Origin of the sequence: Bartonella sp. AP150HLJHH, assembly GCF_042196385.1 — a bacterium.
Taxonomy (GTDB): domain Bacteria; phylum Pseudomonadota; class Alphaproteobacteria; order Rhizobiales; family Rhizobiaceae; genus Bartonella.
In genome coordinates this window covers 39,695-60,065 of the sequence record NZ_JBHIQC010000001.1, presented here as the reverse complement: position 1 = coordinate 60,065, position 20,371 = coordinate 39,695, and the positions used below count along the sequence as shown (strand labels likewise).

Here is a 20,371-nt window from a genome sequence, read left to right as displayed (position 1 = left end):
GATAACCATGACTTCAAAAGGTTTTATGTGTGCACGATCATCTTGCTTAGTTCTCTATAGGGCATATGATGCACAGAAGAGGTTACTGATCTGTAGAAGTAACAAAAAAATGAAGTCGTTGTAGAACTTCATAGAGTGGGTTATTGTTTTTGTTTTGGTATAAAGTCGGGCTTGACCGTATTGATTATTGACCGTTATATTGCAACATTGCAAAATGTTTATTTGCAGAGTTTTGATGATTTTTATAAAACTTGAAATAGACTGAGGAAGAGTTTTACCAGAAAGTATTGAGTTTTGTTAAAAAATATCTTTTGGTATAGCTATCGTATTTTTGGTGACGCAGTAAGTCATTATTGGCGTGATAGTGGGAGTGCTTTTGCAAGCCATGTTGCGCTATCGGGGCTTTTAGCATTTTTCCCTTTTTTTATTTTTGGAACATCGTTTGCTCGTTTTCTAGGTGCTTTTACCTATACACCGCAGAAAATTAAAGCACTGGTGCAGTTATTGCCTGATGTTATTGCAGAGCCGTTATCTCAGGAAATTGTCAATGTTTTAACCATTCATCGAGGAGGTGTGTTGACGCTTTCTGTCATTGGAACGGCTTATTTTGCTTCTAATGGGATAGAGGCTTTGCGTACGGCTTTAAATAAAGCTTACCGTGTTACTGATCGACGGAGTTTGTTATTTTGTCGTTTTCAAAGTCTGTTTTTTGTAATCCTTGGAGCTGTTGGTCTTGTTGTGATTAGTTTTTTATTGATTCTGGCGCCTTTGTTGATCAAAATTATGCAAAATCATTCTTTTTTTATGACTGAATATATTGCTGTTATTCGTGTATGGCGTTATACAGTTGCAATCGTTATTTTGTTTATCAGTCTTTTGATTGTTCATAAATGGCTTCCAGCAGGGCGGCGGAAAATTATAGATATTTTACCAGGAATAGTGGTGACAATGTTTATATGGTTTATGGCTTCTATCGCTTTTGCGCAATATTTAACGATGTTTGATTATATTTCTACCTATGCAGGGTTGGCATCTATTATGGTTGCTATTATTTTTCTCTACATATTGAGTGCAATTTTTATTTTGGGAGGAGAAATAAACGCGGCGATAATGTTTTATCGCAAGGATTTGCAACATTCAGATGAATGAAAGAGTTTATTATTGCTTGAAAGCCAAGGTATGAATATCCCAATAAAGCCTGCTATCACTTTGTTGATTGATGCGGATGCTTGTCCTGTAAAAGATGAAGTTTATCGTGTGATGAATCGTTATCAGCTTAAGACATTTGTTGTGGCAAATCGTTCTTTGTCTCTTCCAGATGAAGCACTCATTGAAAGAGTGGTCGTTGCTGGTGAATTCAATGGTGCTGATGATTGGATTGTAGAACATGTGCATGAGGCAAGTATCGTTATTACCAGTGATATTCCTTTAGCAGCACGGGTTGTGCAAGCTGGGGGTTTTTGTCTTTCGCCAACGGGGCGTATTTTTGATGTAAATTCAATTGGTCAGGCTTTGGCGATGCGCAATTTGATGGAAGATTTGCGTGGACAGGGCAGTATAATAGGTGGTCCCCGTCCTTTTTCTCGTAAAGACCGTTCTGCTTTTTTGTCAGCACTGGATCTTGTTATACAACGTTTAAAAAGACGCGGTTATTAAAGTTATAGGGCTTCTTTAATGACTGCTTTTATAAGTGCTTTGGCATCGTCATTGGCCCACGGAGCTGCACCATTGAAAGAAGCAATGAGATATCCATCTTTATCAATGAGTAATGTAATGGGGAGTCCTAAAGCGAGCCCCTGTTTTCTAACATTGTTGAAAATATCCATTGTTTCATCGCGATAGTAAAGCAAATTATCTGAATGAATATTCTGTAAAAATTGCTGAATTTTTTCAGGAGAAGCAGTTTTATCGATATTAATAGCTATGACATCAAAGTTTTCTCCACCTAATTCACGTTTTAATTGCGCAAGTTCAGGCATTTCTGTGCGGCAAGGTGCACACCAAATAGCCCATAGATTGACCAGCATTGGTTTTCCAGTAAATTCGCTGAGTGTGTGCTCTTTTCCTAGAATATCCTTGAAAGAGAGTTTATTCATATCTGAGGGCGTATCAGCAAATCGTATGTGGCTAAAAAAGCCTTTTGCTGCTTTTCGTATCGCCATCATTTTTTCTGCTCGTGCTTTATCAGTATTTATTTCTTGTGCTTGTGCTGCTGAAATGAAATTGAAAAGAAAAAACTCTCTTTTGGTATCGTAGTTTATGGTTGCGTATAAACTCAATGCAATGATAAAGAATGCAAGGGAGAGTTGCCTTTTTTTATTGTTTTTTTCGCTGATGAAAATTTGAAAAATCATAATTTTGTCCTTTGGATGGGTGTTTTCAGAATATGACAGATGAGAAGTTAAAGAACCAAATGTGGGGTGGTCGGTTTGCGGCAGCTCCTGCTGCAATTATGGAAGAAATTAATGCTTCTATTGATTTTGATCAAAAACTTTATCGACAAGATATTGAAGGTTCTCTTTCTCATGTGGCTATGTTAGCGCAAACGAAAATCATTTCACAATCAGATTATGAAAAAATTGTTCATGGTTTGAAACTTATTCGCCAAGAAATTGAAGACGGTAAATTTGTTTTTTCACGAAAGCTTGAAGATATTCATATGAATATTGAAGCGCGGCTGAGCGAATTGATAGGTCCTGTAGCTGGGCGTTTGCATACGGCGCGTTCACGCAATGATCAAGTTGCTGTTGATTTTCGCTTGTGGGTATGTGAAGCAACGCAAAAGATAGCACAAGCTTTAAAAGGATTGATAGAGCAATTACTTATTCGCGCAGAACAACATGTTGATACCTTTATGCCAGGCTTTACGCATTTACAATTGGCTCAACCTGTAACATTGGGTCATTATATGATGGCTTATGTTGAAATGTTTGGTCGAGATTTATCGCGGATGCGTGATGCTCTTGAGCGAATGAATGAATCGCCTTTAGGGGCGGCTGCTTTAGCGGGGACAGGCTTTCCAATTGACCGTTTTATGACAGCAAAAGCGCTAGGCTTTCGGGAACCTACACGCAATTCAATTGATAGTGTTTCAGATCGTGACTTTGCATTGGAATTTTTAAGCGCTGGCGCTCTTTGTGCAACACATCTTTCACGTTTAGCAGAAGAAATAATTCTTTGGTCAAGTGAACAGTTTTGTTTTATTCATTTATCAGATGCTTTTTCAACGGGTTCATCTATTATGCCACAAAAGAGAAATCCTGATGCGGCAGAGTTAGTACGAGCGAAAGCAGGTCGATTGAATGCTGCACTTATGGGATTGTTAACGGTGATGAAAGGATTACCGCTTGCTTATTCAAAGGATATGCAAGAAGATAAGGAATATGTGTTTGATGGGGCTTTGAGTTTGGAATTATCACTAGCAGCAATGACAGGGATGATTGCTGATTTGAAAGTGAATAAAAAAGCTATGAAACAAGCAGCGGATTTAGGGTATGCAACAGCTACAGATTTTGCGGATTGGCTTGTACGCAATTTAGGGATTCCTTTTCGCAAAGCACATCACATCACAGGGTGTGCTGTGGCATTGGCAGAAAAAAAACAGTGTCGCCTTCATGATTTATCATTAGATGAACTTCAAGCAATTTGTCCTGATATCAATGCGACACTTTTTGATGTTTTGACCGTTGAAAAATCTGTTGAAAGTCGTAAAAGCTTTGGGGGAACAGCGCCTTCAGAGGTTCTTCGACAAATTGCGTATTGGAAAAAGCGTCTCGTGAGCGCTTGAGTGATTGTATTTTAAAGGTAAAAAAGAAATCGAGATGAGGAAAGAGGACAGATGAAAATTATAATAAAGGGGTTGATGGTTGTCCTTTTTGGGGGCTTTGGTGTCGTTGGGTGTGGGCGTAAAGGGTCATTGGAGATGCCTCCTTCAACAGGAGTGAATTCTTCACAAGGAACTTTTGTTTCTCAAGGCAAAACAGATAAACCTTTTATTCTTGATCGGTTAATACAATAGGAATTTTTATGCGTTTTTTTTCTTATCATCAGGGTGTGCTTCACGCTGAAGGTCTTTCTCTTTTGGAACTTGCGCGGGAAGTTGGAACACCTTTTTATTGTTATTCAGCTAGCGCAATCGTTGCACATTTTAAAGATTATCAGAATGCATTTCATGATATGCCGAGTTTAATTGCTTATGCGGTTAAAGCGAATTCCAATCAAGCAGTTTTACAACTTTTAGCTAACAATGGAGCGGGAGCTGATGTGGTCTCAGAAGGGGAATTACGGCGTGCACTTGCTGTTGGTATTCCTGCGCAGAATATTGTTTATTCTGGTGTTGGTAAAACAGTGAGAGAAATAGATTTTGCTCTTGCACAAGATATTTATTGTTTTAACGTTGAATCAGAGCCAGAACTTGAACAATTATCGGCGCGGGCTGCTGCGCTTTCAAAAACAGCTCGTATTTCTTTACGCCTTAATCCTGATGTGGATGCTAAGACTCACAAGAAAATTACAACAGGTAAGTCTGAGAATAAATTTGGTATTCCACTGTCTTTGGCGGGTGATGCATATAAAAAAGCAGCTCAATTGCCCGGTCTTCATGTGTGTGGTGTTGATCTCCATATTGGCAGTCAAATTTGTGATTTAAAACCGTTTGAGGATGCATTTGTTATTGTTGCAGATTTTGTGCGTCAATTATGGAATAATGGTTATGCGATAACCCATATCGATATTGGGGGCGGGCTTGGTATTCCTTATGGTTATGAGCAGAATCCAGTACCTTCTCCTTTTGAGTATGCAGCACTGGTAAAGAAACATATTGCGCCTTTAGGGATCAATATTATCCTAGAACCTGGGCGTAGTATTGTTGGTGAAGCCGGTGTGTTGGTGACATCGGTTGTGTATTTAAAAAAGGGGGAAGGACGAAATTTTGTTATTGTTGATGCGGCGATGAATGATTTCATGCGTCCAACGCTTTATGATGCGTGGCAAAATGTAATGCCAGTGAAAAAAACACCAATAGATGCCCCTCTGATTAATGCTGATATTGTCGGTCCTATTTGTGAAACTGGTGATTATTTAGGCTTGGAACGTTCTTTGCCAGTGTTGAAAGCGGGTGATGTTTTGATGTTAACAGGAGCAGGGGCTTATGGCGCAGTGATGGCAAGCACTTATAATAGTCGACTTTTGGTGCCGGAAGTTCTGGTTCAGGATACGCGTTATGCAGTCATTCGTCCACGCCTTGATTATGCACAATTGATAGGCTGTGATCATATTCCAGATTGGATTGAGCCCAAATTAGATTGAGCATTATTAAATATTTTGGGTCTTATTTTTACTAAACTTTGATGAAACAATTTATTTTCTAGAAATTGTTTTGTATGGGGTTTATGATCTTAATGCACCACGATAAAAGGGGATAAATGCTTGTTTATGAAAAATAAAAACATCAAAGGTTTTGCAATGAAGCTTTTGTGTGTGCGCATTTTGATGTGGGGGATCCTTTCATTTGAACGGATGTGGGTACGGTTGTTACCATTTTTCCTCGTTCTTAGTCTCTTTTGTTCGTTTAGCTGGTTGGGACTTTTTGGTATTTTGGGCTATTGGTCACATTTGCTCTTACTTGGGGTTATACTTATTTGTGCTGGGGCGAGTTTATTTTTTCTTATTCGTTTTCGGTTTCCCACAATGCGGGAAGTAAATTGCCGCCTTGAACGCGTCAATGATCTTAGACATCAGCCTTTGAATATTCAGACAGATCGTTTATGTTCTGAAAATGATGAAGATTTTAGTGCTGTTATTTGGCGTGAACATCAACGCCGAATGGCAAAGCAATTATACCATTTAAAAACTGGATTTATCTCTCTTAATAGTGCGGATTATGATCCTTTAGCTTTGAGGGCTTTGTGTGCTCTTCTTTTTGTGTGCGCTTTTAGTTTTTCTTTTGGTTCACAAGGGGGGCGTTTGGCTGATGCCTTTGATTTTCGTCCTATCGTTGATGAAAAACTCATGCGGATTGATGCTTGGGTAACACCACCTGCTTATACCGGTGTGGCACCGATTTATTTGACAAAAGATGAGAAAACACAACTAGAAATCCCTGAAGGGAGTAATGTTGTTGTGCGTGTTGTCAATGGGGCTGGCATTACAGTAAAAGCAAAGTCTGTAGAAGATGGGAGGGAAGTTTCGTTTTCAGAGAAAACGGAACAAACAGCTTTGAATGATCCAATTGTTCATTTTGAAACACATTTAAAGCATCCAATAAATTTATTTGTATCATCACGTCGTAAAAAACAGCAATGGCATTTGCAGATAATTAAGGACACGCTTCCAACAATTCATTGGTTGGAAAAACCAGGGAGGATTTTAACGGGATCATTGGAGTTACGATATGTGGTGGATGATGATTATGGTGTGACAAAGGCTTTTGTTGAAATAGAGCCTTTTCTTCCTCAGAATAAAAGTGCTTCTTCTCTTTATAATGCTCCGGAAATAGAGCTTCTTCTTCCGCGTGGTGGAAAGGGGAAAATGCGAATGGTGCAGGATATATCAGCGCATCCATGGGCGGGTTCGCAAGTCAAAATTACTTTGGTGGCAGAAGATGGTGCGGGGCAGAAAGGGCGTAGCAAAACTTTTGTTATGATATTACCACAGCGTGTTTTTTCGAATCCTGTTGCACGCGCAGTGGTTGAACTGCGTCGTTTATTAGCTCTTAATCCTTTAGCGCGAGAGCGGGTACTTGATATGCTTTCTGCTTTGCTTGTACGTCCAGAAAAGGGGTTGCAAAATGCATCGCATTTTATTGTTCTACAAAGTGCGTGGACAAGACTTTCTTTAGCACAAACAGACGAGGATTTGCGCGATGTGGTGGATTATTTATGGCAAATTGCTTTGGGTATTGAAGGCAATCAACTTGAATCCGTGCAAAAAAAGTTAAAACAAGCACAAGCTGCTTTACGTGATGCATTGCGTTACGGTGCTTCAGCGGCAGAAATTGAACGGCTTATGGCAGATTTACGTCAAGCTATGGATGAGTATATTCGTGCTTTGGCTGAAAAAGCACCGGATAGTCAAGTTTCTAAAAATTCTAAAAGCTCAAAAAGTCCTAATCTTTCTGAAGCTACATTACAAGAAAAGTTAAATTTAATTGAGGAAATGGCTAAAACAGGCTCTTCTTTAGCAGCTGAACAACTCTTGGCGGAAGTTGAACAGACGCTTGATCATTTGCATGTGCAAAAAGGTAATCAAAATGAGGGAGAAAAAAGCCAATCTGCACAAATGAAAGAAAAGATGGACCAGCTTGGAGATTTAATGCGTCGTCAGCAAGAAATTCTCAATGAAACACATCAGTTAGAGATGGAACAAAAACGCGGAGAAAATGTACCGGAAACACAAAAAAAATCTTTAAAAAAACGTCAAGCTGAATTGCAATCTGAATTATCAACATTAGAAAAAGAATTATCAGAACAAGGATTTGAAACAGGGGGCGCCTTGAAAAGGGCAGAAGAAAAAATGAATTCTGCGGAAAATGCTCTTGATAATGGAAATCATCAGGTATCTATACAAAATCAGTCTGATGCTTTGGAATCTTTGAGGCAAGGTGCACAAAATGTTTTGAAAAAAATGCGCGAAACACTTAAAGAAACGGGAAATGATCAAAATGCTGATTCTGGTCCTAAAGATCCGTTAGGACGTCCACTTTCTTCAAAAACAGATGAAGAACAAGAAGGCGAGGCACTACCACAAGAAAGTGATCAAATGCGTACGCGGCAGATTTTGGATGAAATTCGCAAACGTCTTGGTAAAGAGCATCTTTCAGAAGAAGAAAAAAACTATCTTGAAAGATTGCTTCATTTTAATTAACCAGTGTTGGCTTTTTTCTTAATTGATGTCAAAAACAGTATATGAAGAACCTCTATGGGGTTTATCTCCAAAAAAATGATTAAAGTGCTTGTAAGGCAATAATCATCCTATTGTACTGATTTTTTAATCATTTAAGTTTAAAATATGCAATATTGAAATGTTCGCTATTGCGGAAAAAAAGCAGAAGTCCATATAGGTTTGGTATATGAAAATCTGTAATGTTTGAAATTTGTTTCTACATGGTATGTTGAGTTGGATATCGTTACGCTGAAAGATTTTTATGCTTCTGCACTTGGACTGCGTGTGCAAAAAACGCTGTGTGACCAATTGAATTTATGGTGGCCTGATCTTACGGATAAACGGATTATGGGATTGGGTTATGCACTTCCTTATCTTTCTACATTGCGTGAACGTGCCCAACAATGTTTTGCTTTTATGCCAGCTTCTCAGGGTGTTTCGCCTTGGCCTTGTTCTGAGCAAGTTGCTACAGCGCTTGTTTTTGAAGAAGATTTGCCACTTCCTGATGCGTCAGTTGACTGTATTTTATTGGTACATGCATTAGAATATACAGAAAATTCATTTGAAACGTTGAATGAAATATGGCGTGTTTTAGCACCTAATGGCCACTTGATCGTTATTGTACCTAATCGCTCTGGTTTTTGGGCGCGCAATATTACTACGCCCTTTGGTTATGGCGAACCCTATAGTCGGCAACAAATTACTCGTTTGTTCGAAAAAACAAATTTTGTTTCTGGGCCAATACAAGAAATTGTACACTATATGCCCTCTACGGGTTATTTTTCGCGGTTGTTCTCATTTTTTTATGAGCCATTTGCTCGCTATCTTTTGCCTTATTTTGGTGGACTCTTAATGTGTCAGGCACAAAAACGTGTTTATCAGGGTTTGCTCGTACAGCGTCGTCAGTCGCGACGTATTTTTATTCCTGCTTTATCACCACAGACAAGAAATATTTTAATTTATAAAGATAATTAATCATTTTGTCATTGTCATAAGAACCGCAAATATAGAAGCATTCTCTTATTTCAATTTTTTGCATTTACAATTAAAAAATATTCTTTTGTACATTAATATGTGGAATTGGTATGTGAATAAAAATCTCAAGTATCTATATACCGAACCATATTTCATGAATAGTGGAAACATTTTAAAAGAAAAAAATGCTGGTATCTTCGTAAACGTAAAAATAGCAGAGTCCAAGAGATCTTACATAATATGGTTTAGGGTGGTTAAAAACTGTACAAGGAAGGATTACAATGCTTCTTATAAACCATCTCAAGTATCAAGGGCTCCTCTGCAACATCGAGATCTAACATAAGTGTGTGATGGTGCTGGCTTGTTCTTTTATAAGCGTAAAGATGGTGGTGCTCAGTGGCTTTATCGTTAGGATAAACATTTAGCGTTATATCATGAATTATATAACCTCTTAAGAGGAGATAACGTCATAAAGAATAGAGGAAAACTATAAAGATAAAAAACATCTCTCAATTTAGGCTAGTGAATATGAGATAAAGCAGTGTGTGGAGCGGTTTTTTTGAAAAAAATAATCATAAATAGCACTCATCTAAAGATGATAGTTATGATCAAGAATGTTGCTAAAAGATATCACGATTATTTATATGCGAAACATATTAAAAACTTTAGAAAGAACAAAAGCATGTGAAACAGAAGTTACAAAGTATATCGTGAGGGTTGAAAGCATTTTTGTTTTCATTTAGGATATTAAAATTATTTTTGAAACAGTAAATCTCGAATTAAAGATTTAAACGGTAACCATTTTGATCTGTCATGAGAATTTGTGCATTGGAGGGATCGTTTTCGATTTTTTGTCGCAAACGATAGATATGGGTTTCTAAAGTATGGGTGACAATATTTTCATTATATCCCCAAACTTGTTCTAACAATGTTTCACGGCTGACAATTTTATCATTGGCATGATAGAGACATTTAAGGATCGCTGCTTCTTTTTCTGTGAGACAGATTTTATTGTTGCATTGATCAAGAAGAAGTTTTTGTCTTAGTTTAAAAGTATAGGGACCAATATGAAAGGTTGCGTCTTCATTTTGTTCATATTGGCGCAACTGTGCTCGAATTCTCGCCAATAACACCGCAAAGCGAAAGGGTTTTGTTACATAATCATTGGCGCCTGTTTCAAGATCTAAAATATTATCACAGTCTGTATCATAATTTATTATCATGATAATGGGGGCACGAAATCCTTGGGTGCGTAATTGTTTAACGGCTTTGTAGCCATCAAGATCAGGAAGTTGAAATCCCAAAATAGTGAGATCAATATTTTCTTCTTGGATTATTCTCATTCCCGCTTCTGCTGTTTTTGCTTGGAAAATTTTAAACTCTTGATGCATTTGCAATTGTTCTACTAAAATGGGGCGTAGATCATCGTCTTCAACGATTAAAAGAGTATAGTGGTTCATGTTTTTCCTTATAGGCATGTTGATGCACTGATTGATATAGTTTCATGAAAAATGAGATTTCATGCAAGAAAAATTAAAAGAGGAAAATTAAAAAAGAGTGCTTCTAAAAAATAAACTTTTATAATTTCTAATGGTTGCTTGCTGAAAAGAAGGTATTCCGTCTGCAGGGTATTTTACGTATTGGTTGGAAGCGTTTTTTATGTTCTAGAAGGTGTTTTAGCTATTGAGTGTCATCATCTTTACGCTTATGGAGAAACAAGCTGCCACTATCATTCACTTTGCCAGCTCGTGGGTGTTGCGGACAGTCCTTGGCACTTGAGACGATTCATAGGAGGAATTTTTAGTCCTTTCTTTCACGTTTTTTATCTATATGGGACTTTCTCCGCTTAGAATGTGCAAGCAAATAGCTTTTGATTGATTCAATATAAAACAGGTTGGGAATGAGAGAATCCTGCGGTATGAGGCGCACTCGTCCAACATGCAAAACAATAAACACGCAATATGATGCGTTTTTTAAGTGTGAAGAGAATTGTGCAACACCTAGCACATATGCACTGTTTAGGAGAATTTCACGATCATTTTTATTGTTTTTTTATCCACGTTCAGTTTTGTTTTTTCGTTGCATTTGTGTGTGAAGGGGCTGAGTGTTATGTTCGTGGTGTTGCTTATTATAATTGTTGAGTAAGCCTTGCTTTTAACAATGCCGAAAAGATGCATCATAAAGAGGTTTTTTGTGTAATTTGGAAGGAGACTGTATTGAGAAAGAGTGCAGGATAAAAAATGACAAAGAAAAATATCATATTTATGCATTTAGCATGAGAATACCTCAACAGAAGGAGGTGTTGTGCTTATTCTTCTGCGTTATGAAGCATCTTTTTATATGAGTTAATGAATAAAAATTATTGTTTTAAGATAAAAGCATTTCCCTCTTAAGGTTGCCCATCAAACAGACTTCTTTCCATTCATCTTCTGTCACGGGTTGCACTGATAAGCGGCTGGCTTTGACCAGCGCCATATTTGCTAGTTTGGGATTGGCTTTAATTTGTTTTAATGAAACAGGTGTTGGCATGTCACAAAGTGCACGGATATCCACACATTCCCAGCGTGGATCAGAGCTTGTAGAATCAGGGTGTGCTTCAGCACATATTTCTACAATTCCTACAATTTCTAAACCTTTATTTGAATGATAAAAAAAACCTTTATCGCCATATTTCATAGCGCGCATATTGTTACGGGCTTGATAATTGCGTACACCATCCCATTGTTCGCCATCAGCTCCTTTTTTCTTTTGCATCTCCCATGACCATTTATGGGGTTCAGATTTAAAAAGCCAATAAGCCATGTGTTCACCTTTTTCATAGATTGTTATGCATTCGTCGTGTCCAATTTTTTATAAGTATCTTTGTAATATCATCAAGGGTGATTTTTAAAATGGAGTAAAGAACGGGCATTATCTGTTTTTTCTTATTTCAAAATAACTTGTATATAGAAAAATGCGCTCCATTGATATTTCATGTTGTATAAAGGTATTTTGCTTATCTTGTAGCAGAAAAATATATCAGTGTATCGCGAAGTAATAGACTTAAAATTGCTCAGCCATGTGGAAGCTTAATCATCTTTTCAGCTGCTGTTTGAAATGTAGTTACTATAGGATCATTGGAGCATTGCGTTGGAGAGAATTTAGCAAGAAAATTGGTTCTAAAAAGCTTTAAAATTACAATGACAATGAAACGAATAAATGGTCAAAGATGATGAGGTCAACGAATGGCATTCATATCTATGCTTTGTGGGATAGAGTGCGTCTTATTATGCTGTAAAATACCGTCATTTGAAGTGTAATGATATAAGGCAGTTTTTTGAAACATGAAGTTTTTAAGAATGTGTGGTGAATATTTAGGTTTACGTGTCGATCTTTGGGTTAAGTGAATTGTGTGAGTGGGAAGCAGATGGAATCTGCTCGATAGAGAATTCGGACTATCTATAGACCGGATTGAGTAGAAATCTTCGTTCTTTAAGATGTGTGTAGGACGTCAATTTTATTATGCTTTTGTTCCACGGCGTCCCATCCCGATCAAGGGCGGGGCTTTTTCATCTAATGGCCAGCGTGAGCGGGGTGCAATGTCAAGAGAGCTTGTTTCTCCTCGTACGAGTTTTTGTGCACCGGCAAAAGCAATCATTGCAGCATTATCGGTACACAAGGAAAGAGGAGGGGCTATAAATTCAAAACCATGTTGATGGGCAAGTTCTTGCAACGTAGAGCGAATGGCTTGGTTTGCGGCAACACCGCCTGCGACAACCAAAGCAGGAGAACGCTTTTCTTGATTATCAGAGAGAGGATATTGGTGGGCAAAGTGTTGTAGGGCTAGGTGAATACGATCATGTATTGTATCGGTCACGGCGGCTTGAAAACTTGCGGCAATGTCAGCAATATCATTTTCTGTAAGAGGAGCTATGGCTGTTGCCGCTTGTCGAACAGCAGTTTTGAGTCCTGAAAAAGAAAAGTCTAACCGTTTTTCACCTTTTAAAGGTCGTGGAAGAGGGATGCGATTTTTATCACCAAATAAAGCTGCTTTTTCAAGTGCTGGTCCACCAGGATAAGGAAGACCTAAAAGTTTTGCTGTTTTATCAAAGGCTTCTCCTAATGCATCATCAATAGTGGTTCCTAAACGTTGATAGTTGCCTACTCCATGAACAATGATTGTTTGTGTATGACCTCCTGAAACTAAAAGTAATAAATAAGGAAAGCTGACGTTGTGCGTTAACACGGCTGTTAAAGCATGTCCCTCTAAGTGATTTACCGCAATAAATGGTTTGCCAGTGGCAAGAGAGAGTGCTTTTGCGCTCATAACGCCTACCAACAATCCTCCTATCAAACCAGGCCCACTGGTGGCTGCAATGCCATCAATATCTTTTAATTTTGTGTTTGCTTCTGTTAGTGCTTGCAGAATTAAATGATCAAGAACTTCAACATGGGCACGAGCAGCAATTTCAGGAACAACACCGCCGTAAGGTGCATGGTGATCAATTTGACTCCAAACAACATTGGAAAGAATTAGGCTGTTTGATTCATTGTTATATTCAATGACAGCCGCTGCCGTTTCATCACAACTTGTTTCTATTCCCAGCAGACGCATTTTAAACAAAACCTTATATTGAAGCTTCTTTCCTGCGTGCGTACCATGAACAGAAAAAGATGCAAAGTATTTCTCTTAGAATTGTTTTTTCTATGAAAAATATGTGTTTTGGCATTTTCTTTGAATTTTATGATATCGTTGATTAAAAAATAAAGCTGTATTTTCGAGTATAAAATGCAAATGTTTTTTAAAAACTTGTCTATTAAAGGCGATACTTGTAAATATTATTGAGAAAAGCTGCGTTTTTAAAACTTTTTTCATTTTATTATTTTATCATTAAAAAAAAGTGTGCACGAAAAGTGACAGAGATGGTCGATTCTTCAAAACCAAAAGTTAAACCACATTATGCTGGTACGCGCCGTAAGAAACCAGTTATTGAACATGAAGCTGTTCCCCATGATTCAGAGGAAAAAATCCATAATTCTGTAGAATCTCAAGCGCGAGAAGAACAGAATATGCAAGGTCAGGATAAAAGTATCTCTAGTACAACTTGGCTTTTCTTATCCCTTTCTGGGATTTTGGGGGGATTCATTGCTTTGGGAATTTTTATGGGGCTTCAATGGGCTGGTTTTTTTCCTTCTCCTTTTGTGGAAAATTCTGCTAGAGGAGAAAAAGCTTTGCAGATTGCTGAAGCCGCAAAAAGTCAAGGTGAAGACACAAAGGAACAATTGAGGCGGGTCTTTCAAGAAATTGATACGTTAAAAACAGAGTTTTCTTCTTTTTCATCACAACAGTTTAAAACAACGAAAAATGATGAACTATCGAAAGAAGAAAGCAAAAAAGCTTTTGCGATTTTAGAGGAAAAAGTAAAAGCTCTTGAAGAAATTGTACAAACTTTTGTTAGAAAGTCGAAAGAGATAGAGACGGCTTTGTCTGTTGGGCAGAGCAATGCAAATGATCTTGCTGCGTTAAAACAACAGTTAGAAGCACTACAGGAAGAAACTGCTGTTAAAAATAGTGAGAAAAAAGAAATAGATACCGCGCTCTTTACTGCAATTAGTTCATTAAAAAATGCTGTAGAGCGTGGTGGATCTTATAATAATGAATTAAAGCTGTTGCGGCAATTATCGCCTTCGATTAATGGACTTGATGTGTTGCAAAAAACAGCTACTGTGGGTCTTCCAAGTTCAGCACAACTTTCAGTTGATTTTGCTCATGTTGCTGATGCAATTGTTGGTACGCAAAATCTTGTTGCGTCAGATGCTGGTTTTTTTGACCGAATTTTAGCGTGGATAAAAGGGCTCATTGTTTCGCGACCGATTGGAAATGTTGAAGGGACAACGCTGGGGGCTATTGCGGCACGCATGGAAGTTGCCATTCAAGCTGGTGATTACGAAAAGGCTTTGAGCGAATGGCAATCATTGCCCCAAAGTGCAAAAGATGTTTCAATGGATTTTGTTAAGCAGCTTGAAAGACATATTGCTATTCAACAGTTGTTGCAGCAATTGTTATTGTCTGTGCAACAAGGATCTTTTAAAGCAACAAAGATGTAAATAGGCCCAAGATGATACGTGTTTTTATTTATATTTTTGTTGTTTGTATCCTCGGTTTAGCTTTCACGTGGGTTGCTAATCACAATGGTATTTTTGTTCTCACATTTTTGCATTTCAGATTTTCTGCTTCATTTCTTACAGTGTTAAGTGTGCTTATTTTGTTTTTTGTAACGCTGGTGCTTTTATGGTGGTTATTGGCTTTCTTTTTTTCCATACCGAATGCTCTTTGCAATTATTTTTATAAACGCCATCAAAAGCGTGGTTACGAAGCTCTTTCAAAGGGGATTCTTGCAACTTTTGCTGGTGATAGTATGGTTGCGCAAAAAATGGAAGCACGGGTTGCTAAATATCTTGCAGGAAAACAAGAGCCATTGGTAAAACTCTTACAAGCGCAAACCTTGTCTTTACAAAATGACTCTGTTCGCGCCATCGGTCTTTATGAAGAGATGAGAAAGGAAGATCCGACAAAACTGGTTGGACTTTATGGTTTGTTTCGTGAAGCGATGAAGAGTAAAGCTTATGAAGCAGCGCAACAATATGCCGAAGAGGCACTGACTTTATCGCCAGCACTTTTATGGGCGCATCAGGCGGTGCTTGATCGATTAAGTACTGAGGGTAAATGGGATAAGGCACTTACTGTTTTTGAAAGAACGCAAAAAGCTCTCCCGCGTTCTGTTCGCGCGACTCCAGAGCGGCAGCATATACAGGTTTTACTACTAAGTGGGCAGGCACTTTCTTTGTTTGATACACATCCTGTACAAGCACGTGAAGCTATTTTGAAAGCCCATAAATTGGCGCCTGATTTTGTTCCAATAATAGTTATTGCTGCTGATATTCTTTATAAATTAAACGAAACGCGTAAAGCGGATAAAATGATTATAGCGGCTTGGCAAAAGGAGCCTCATCCTGACTTGGGAGCGCTTTATCTTGAAAGAGAAGAAGGAGCCATTGGGCGATTGAAAAGGGCTAAGACACTTGCTTCTTATAATAAAGATGCATTTGAGTCGGCTTTCCTTATTGCTAAAGCAGCTTTGGATGCTGGTGAAACAGCATTAGCAAGAGAGAAGGCACAAAAAGCATTACAATGTCATCCACGGGAAAGTGTTTATTTATTGTTGGCAGATATTGAAGAGGCACAGGGAAACAATCAAGGTGCTGTGCGTCAATGGCTTTCTTTAGCACTTCGTGCTGAACGTGATCCAGTGTGGATGTGTGATGGGGCCATTTTTTCTTCTTGGTCAGCGGTTTCTCCAATCAGTGGACATTTGGGCTGTTTTGAATGGAAGGCGCCTCCTTGTATGCCTTCTCTCACATTAGAGGCGGACAATATTGTGTCGAAAAGGCAAGACAAAGAGTATGTTATGGGAAAAAGTGATGATGTTGGAGATAAGAAGCTTGAAAAATTAACACCTATAGATGATTCTCTTTTGCATAATGTGCAGGTGGAGAAACAAGATATAAAAGAAAAAGATGTAAAAATGTTCAGTCAAACTCACTTAAATGTTGATGATCCAGGGGTTAAAACAGAAGAAGAAACATCTTTATCGAGGAAAAAATTTCGTTTATTTTAAATTGCACCAATGTGATAATACGAATGTTTTCTCAGAAGAAACAATTGACCTAGAAGAAAAAATATCGTTAGTCTTGTCCAATAAAATTATTCTCTTATGCTTTAAAAATAAAGTTTTGCTTGGTAGCAGAGGTGATTGGTTAAAAAATGTTTTTAAATCAGAGATGTCTTGATAAAAAACAAAAAAATAACAAACCAAGGATTGCTGTCGTTATTCATCGGCGCTCTACCTATACTGGTCGGTTGGGAAAATTTTTACAACAAAATGGTTTTGTTCTTGATATTTATCGTCCTATTTTTGGACAAAAACTCCCTGATACATTAGAGCATTATGCCGGCGTTGTTATTTTAGGGGGACCGATGAGTGTGAATGACAGCGAAGCCTATATTGGTGAGGAAATTGATTGGATTTCGTTATCACTAAAGGAAAATAAGCCTTTTTTGGGTATTTGTCTTGGAGCACAAATGTTAGCGCGAAATCTAGGGGGGCGCGTTGGTACAAGAAGTGATGGGACTGTTGAAGTCGGCTGGTATCCACTAGAAGCAACCCCACAAGGGAAGGAATTGATGAATTGGCCAGAGATGGTCTACCATTTCCATGATGAAGGTATTTATGATTTACCGAAAGAGGCAATGCTTTTGGCAACAGGGAATACATATCCTACACAAGCTTTTCGTTATGGAAACAATGCATGGGGCTTGCAGTTTCATGCTGAATTTACACGCGCTATGATGCGGCGTTTGGTCGTGCGTTCGGCACATAAATTGACTGAAAAAGGTGCTCAACCTGCTTGTGCACATTTGAAAGGTCGTTTAATCTATGATCGAGCTTTGAGCCAATGGTTTGAAAGCGCATTACACCAGATTTTTTGTACACCGCCCGTACTTGTGTGATTGTTGACAACGAATTGATTTATATAGGTAATTCACGGTTTTGTATATTGAATGAGAACCCCGAATATAGTAAGGTTTTTTCATTCCAAACCTGTGTATGTTGACTCAATAAAAACCTCTTGTTTGCATGTCACAAGTAGGGCTGGCGTGTGGGCAAAAACTGTATAAGAAAAGACTAAAAATGCTTCTTATGAACTGTCTTAAGTGCCAAGGGCTGTCGCAACATTTGGGGGCTAGCCAAATATAATGATGGTGCTGGCTTTGGGGTCTCCATAAGCGTAAAGATGGGGGGCTCAATGGCTTTATCGTTAAGAAACACTATTCATTATCATTTTTGTTGTGCTGTAAAACAGTATGGTTTAAACTAGAGGTAGAAAATCTATGTAAAACTTTACACATGAGGTGTTTTTTGTTAAAGGGTGTAATGGGTTTTTTTTAAGAAAATCTTGTTTATTGAGCTTATGAGATACTGTACTTTAGAACGTGTATAGGGACTTCTTGAAGTGATCAGTAGATAAAATACGGTCGATTAAGAAGTTGGATTGTGTATAAACTGAACGTGGTTGGGAATCTTTATCCTTTTTAGGGTGGGGAGGAAGTTAAGAGATAAAGAAAGTTTGAATATTGTCTAAATCCTTTCAAATACCATCATCACAAAAAAGTTTTTCTTTGAGTTATTTAATTTGTGGGCTCTTTTGTCTTGCTCTGATATTTATTTATAGCGCACTCTGGTTTTTTTTTCGCGTAAAATAGAAGACTATGTTTCTAATATATTCACAAAAGTATCTTCCCATAATATGGCGGCGGTATGTGAGAATGTGCACAAGGATGGTTATCCTTTACGTGTCGGTGTTGTTTGTGACAAGTTTCAATTTTCTTGGCCTTTACATGGGGTTTCTGTATCGACGGGGCGTTTGACAGCTGGTGCACCAATTTACGCACCTCATTTGGTTGAGTTTAATGTTCATTCTCCTGCATTAATTGTTTTTTCCGGAAAAACTCCCATAGTATCGCATTGGCGCAATTTGGTGATTGAAACAGAGCCTTATTGGAAAACGGGTAAAACATTGAAGTTTATAGCTGAAGGGCTTGAGATTTCATCTTTTTCCTCTTCCCCTGAAGATCAAAAGCTTCAAGAAGCATTAAGAGCACCAACGACAGATAAAAAAACGACACATTTGCAAAATACGCATGACGTGATTATTCAGCCGTTAGAGCCACAAGATATGCTTCAAAAAATAACGGCAGAATTTTTGCGTTTTGATCTAAAACATGAAAAGAATAATTTATCGGGACATATAACTTTTGACGGTTTTGATGCTTCTCCCTTTTTAAAATCTTCTTTTGTTGATATTCCTAAAATTGATGGCAATTTGAAATGGATTTTAAATGACATGTCTTTTCTGTCTGAAGATGAAGAAAAAAATTGGCAACAACGACTGTATGGAAAAAGTGGACTTTTAAAGCAAGGTGAATTGACTTTTCATACAGGTGGTGCAGTGCGTATTAGTGGACCTTTTTCTTTTGATGATGAAGGATATTTGACAGCAAAATTTGAACTTGTCCTTATTCAGTCTATGAAGCTTCTTGACACTCTGCAGCGCTTATTTCCTGGGCAAGCCAATAATCTTCAAGCGTTATTTTTTATTTTGGGTGCTTTGCCTAAAAATGCGGATGGCGCTCCCGTTCTTTCCTTGCTCATTAACAATGGGTGGGTAAAATTAGGCTTTTTAAAACTTGGTCGTCTTGCTCCACTTTAGGTATTGTACCGAAGCCTTTTTTCATCTTTACTACCAAATTTCGACTTTTTCTGATTTTCACACTTTTTTGCAATTTTAGAGTGTTAAAAATTTATTTTAACAAAATGCGTATTTAATGGTAAAAAAATAGCTATAAAAATAAAAAATTACCACCTACTCCTAACCCGTCCAACCTCTTTTCACTTAGTACAAAATCTTATGTCAAACTACATATAGCAACAGTGTTTGTATGGAAAAGTGGTATTTTAAAGTATGCTGAATTGCCTTTTTATACAGGTGGTGTGGTTCTTTTTAGGAACCTTTGTCTTTATATATGGAATGAGCATATTGCATATATCTGTTTGGGTGTAACCTCTTAAAACAAGTAAATAGCCTAGTTGTAGGAAGATATGAAGTTGTAAAGGGGAAAATCAACATCCATCTTTACTGTCATTTTTTATTCGATTTTACGCATTTCAAAAGCAGTTACAGTTATATCTTTTAAATAAACGGATTAAGCTTATCCTTTTATTTCTGATATTTTTTAATGAAGCTATATGTCTTCCACGTAAAACAGAATATATTTGTATTGCATATTTACGCATTTGTTAAAAAAATATTTCTCAGTGCTTCCTATTTCACGATGTCGCCTGTGAATGGTATAAGGATAAAGCCATTAAGCACCATCATCTTTTCGGTTACGGAGTAACAAGCTAGGGGAAAACATCATCATATTATATTTGCTTATATTTGCTAATTCTCAATCTTACTGCAGCTTTTGGCACTTGAGGCGGTTTATGAGGGGCATTTTTAGTCCTTTCTTTACTGTTTTTATCTATTCGGCTTTCCCATTTGCAATATGCAAGGGGAAATGGGGTTAATTAATTGAATATAAATAGATTTTAAATGAGACAAATTTAGAATATCGGATTATCATAAAAATGATAAAATTATGATTGTAAATCAATATATTATATTTTTATGATGAAGGATATTTGACAGTAAAATTTGAATTTATTTTTTATTTTGAGTGCTCTGTCTAAAAATGCGGGATAGGGTTTCCGTTCTTCCCTTGTTGATTAGTCATGGATGGATGGAACGGGGCAAAAGCTTAGCTGTTTTGTACTGCTTTTAAGTCTGAAAGTTTATGTTTTTAAGGTAAGAAATCAATCCTACTGTTTTTTTGAAATTGTTGCAAACAATTCTATTGTGATAAATAACGAGA

General features: G+C 37.6%; 15 protein-coding genes. 11 read left to right on the top strand and 4 right to left on the bottom strand.

Annotated features, from left to right (window positions below):
- Nucleotides 1-294 precede the first annotated feature (294 nt).
- Nucleotides 295-1,149 (top strand): YihY/virulence factor BrkB family protein, encoded by an 855-nt coding sequence (locus ACFING_RS00245; RefSeq protein ID WP_375612213.1) that lies wholly within the window; start codon nucleotides 295-297, stop codon nucleotides 1,147-1,149.
- 30 nt (nucleotides 1,150-1,179) lie between these two features.
- Nucleotides 1,180-1,656, top strand: a complete 477-nt coding sequence (locus tag ACFING_RS00240) for a YaiI/YqxD family protein (protein WP_273790302.1) — start codon at nucleotides 1,180-1,182, stop codon at nucleotides 1,654-1,656.
- A 2-nt stretch (nucleotides 1,657-1,658) separates the two neighbouring features.
- Here the strand turns inward: ACFING_RS00240 and ACFING_RS00235 are convergent, their stop codons facing one another.
- Nucleotides 1,659-2,354 carry a TlpA disulfide reductase family protein gene (locus tag ACFING_RS00235; protein WP_375620929.1) on the bottom strand — a complete coding sequence of 232 codons (696 nt, stop codon included), beginning with the start codon at nucleotides 2,352-2,354 and terminating at the stop codon, nucleotides 1,659-1,661.
- A 32-nt stretch (nucleotides 2,355-2,386) separates the two neighbouring features.
- Here ACFING_RS00235 and argH point away from each other — a divergent pair, with 32 nt between their 5' ends.
- The 5 genes from argH (at nucleotide 2,387) to ACFING_RS00210 (ending at nucleotide 8,856) form a co-directional block, all read left to right on the top strand.
- Nucleotides 2,387-3,787 carry an argininosuccinate lyase gene (argH, locus tag ACFING_RS00230; RefSeq protein ID WP_375620930.1) on the top strand — a complete coding sequence of 467 codons (1,401 nt, stop codon included), beginning with the start codon at nucleotides 2,387-2,389 and terminating at the stop codon, nucleotides 3,785-3,787.
- A 51-nt stretch (nucleotides 3,788-3,838) separates the two neighbouring features.
- Nucleotides 3,839-4,018, top strand: a complete 180-nt coding sequence (locus ACFING_RS00225) for an LPS translocon maturation chaperone LptM (protein ID WP_375620931.1) — start codon at nucleotides 3,839-3,841, stop codon at nucleotides 4,016-4,018.
- 8 nt (nucleotides 4,019-4,026) lie between these two features.
- Nucleotides 4,027-5,307, top strand: coding sequence for a diaminopimelate decarboxylase (gene lysA / locus ACFING_RS00220; protein ID WP_375629071.1), 1,281 nt, complete (start codon nucleotides 4,027-4,029; stop codon nucleotides 5,305-5,307).
- 126 nt (nucleotides 5,308-5,433) lie between these two features.
- Nucleotides 5,434-7,863, top strand: a complete 2,430-nt coding sequence (locus tag ACFING_RS00215; RefSeq protein WP_375629068.1) for a TIGR02302 family protein — start codon at nucleotides 5,434-5,436, stop codon at nucleotides 7,861-7,863.
- Between the two features lie 222 nt (nucleotides 7,864-8,085).
- Entirely contained in the window at nucleotides 8,086-8,856 is a 771-nt protein-coding gene (locus tag ACFING_RS00210) for a class I SAM-dependent methyltransferase (RefSeq protein ID WP_375629065.1), read from the top strand.
- Between the two features lie 779 nt (nucleotides 8,857-9,635).
- Here the strand turns inward: ACFING_RS00210 and ACFING_RS00205 are convergent.
- From ACFING_RS00205 to tsaD, 3 genes are all read right to left on the bottom strand, one after another.
- Entirely contained in the window at nucleotides 9,636-10,316 is a 681-nt protein-coding gene (locus ACFING_RS00205; RefSeq protein ID WP_375620935.1) for a response regulator transcription factor, read from the bottom strand.
- A gap of 907 nt (nucleotides 10,317-11,223) precedes the next feature.
- Nucleotides 11,224-11,658: an EVE domain-containing protein gene (locus ACFING_RS00200; protein ID WP_375620936.1), complete on the bottom strand. Its 435-nt coding sequence runs from the start codon at nucleotides 11,656-11,658 to the stop codon at nucleotides 11,224-11,226.
- Between the two features lie 697 nt (nucleotides 11,659-12,355).
- Nucleotides 12,356-13,450 carry a tRNA (adenosine(37)-N6)-threonylcarbamoyltransferase complex transferase subunit TsaD gene (gene tsaD, locus ACFING_RS00195; RefSeq protein ID WP_375620937.1) on the bottom strand — a complete coding sequence of 365 codons (1,095 nt, stop codon included), beginning with the start codon at nucleotides 13,448-13,450 and terminating at the stop codon, nucleotides 12,356-12,358.
- Nucleotides 13,451-13,758: 308 nt separating this feature from the next.
- Between tsaD and ACFING_RS00190 the strand changes: the two genes are divergently transcribed.
- The 4 genes from ACFING_RS00190 (at nucleotide 13,759) to ACFING_RS00175 (ending at nucleotide 19,167) form a co-directional block, all read left to right on the top strand.
- Nucleotides 13,759-14,943 carry a hypothetical protein gene (locus ACFING_RS00190; RefSeq protein ID WP_375620938.1) on the top strand — a complete coding sequence of 395 codons (1,185 nt, stop codon included), beginning with the start codon at nucleotides 13,759-13,761 and terminating at the stop codon, nucleotides 14,941-14,943.
- An 11-nt stretch (nucleotides 14,944-14,954) separates the two neighbouring features.
- Nucleotides 14,955-16,514, top strand: a complete 1,560-nt coding sequence (locus ACFING_RS00185) for a heme biosynthesis protein HemY (protein WP_375629062.1) — start codon at nucleotides 14,955-14,957, stop codon at nucleotides 16,512-16,514.
- Between the two features lie 146 nt (nucleotides 16,515-16,660).
- Nucleotides 16,661-17,407 (top strand): glutamine amidotransferase, encoded by a 747-nt coding sequence (locus ACFING_RS00180; protein WP_375606037.1) that lies wholly within the window; start codon nucleotides 16,661-16,663, stop codon nucleotides 17,405-17,407.
- A 797-nt stretch (nucleotides 17,408-18,204) separates the two neighbouring features.
- Nucleotides 18,205-19,167, top strand: coding sequence for a DUF2125 domain-containing protein (locus ACFING_RS00175; protein WP_375629060.1), 963 nt, complete (start codon nucleotides 18,205-18,207; stop codon nucleotides 19,165-19,167).
- Nucleotides 19,168-20,371: the final 1,204 nt, after the last annotated feature.

Coding starts and splice junctions, on each gene's coding strand:
- ACFING_RS00240 (WP_273790302.1), top strand. CDS start 1,180: ATGAATATCCCAATAAAGCCTGCTATCACTTTGTTGATTGATGCGGAT.
- ACFING_RS00200 (WP_375620936.1), bottom strand. CDS start 11,658: ATGGCTTATTGGCTTTTTAAATCTGAACCCCATAAATGGTCATGGGAG.
- ACFING_RS00180 (WP_375606037.1), top strand. CDS start 16,661: ATGTTTTTAAATCAGAGATGTCTTGATAAAAAACAAAAAAATAACAAA.
- ACFING_RS00185 (WP_375629062.1), top strand. CDS start 14,955: ATGATACGTGTTTTTATTTATATTTTTGTTGTTTGTATCCTCGGTTTA.
- ACFING_RS00175 (WP_375629060.1), top strand. CDS start 18,205: ATGGCGGCGGTATGTGAGAATGTGCACAAGGATGGTTATCCTTTACGT.
- ACFING_RS00215 (WP_375629068.1), top strand. CDS start 5,434: ATGAAAAATAAAAACATCAAAGGTTTTGCAATGAAGCTTTTGTGTGTG.
- lysA (WP_375629071.1), top strand. CDS start 4,027: ATGCGTTTTTTTTCTTATCATCAGGGTGTGCTTCACGCTGAAGGTCTT.
- argH (WP_375620930.1), top strand. CDS start 2,387: ATGACAGATGAGAAGTTAAAGAACCAAATGTGGGGTGGTCGGTTTGCG.
- ACFING_RS00205 (WP_375620935.1), bottom strand. CDS start 10,316: ATGAACCACTATACTCTTTTAATCGTTGAAGACGATGATCTACGCCCC.
- ACFING_RS00190 (WP_375620938.1), top strand. CDS start 13,759: ATGGTCGATTCTTCAAAACCAAAAGTTAAACCACATTATGCTGGTACG.
- ACFING_RS00225 (WP_375620931.1), top strand. CDS start 3,839: ATGAAAATTATAATAAAGGGGTTGATGGTTGTCCTTTTTGGGGGCTTT.
- ACFING_RS00235 (WP_375620929.1), bottom strand. CDS start 2,354: ATGATTTTTCAAATTTTCATCAGCGAAAAAAACAATAAAAAAAGGCAA.
- tsaD (WP_375620937.1), bottom strand. CDS start 13,450: ATGCGTCTGCTGGGAATAGAAACAAGTTGTGATGAAACGGCAGCGGCT.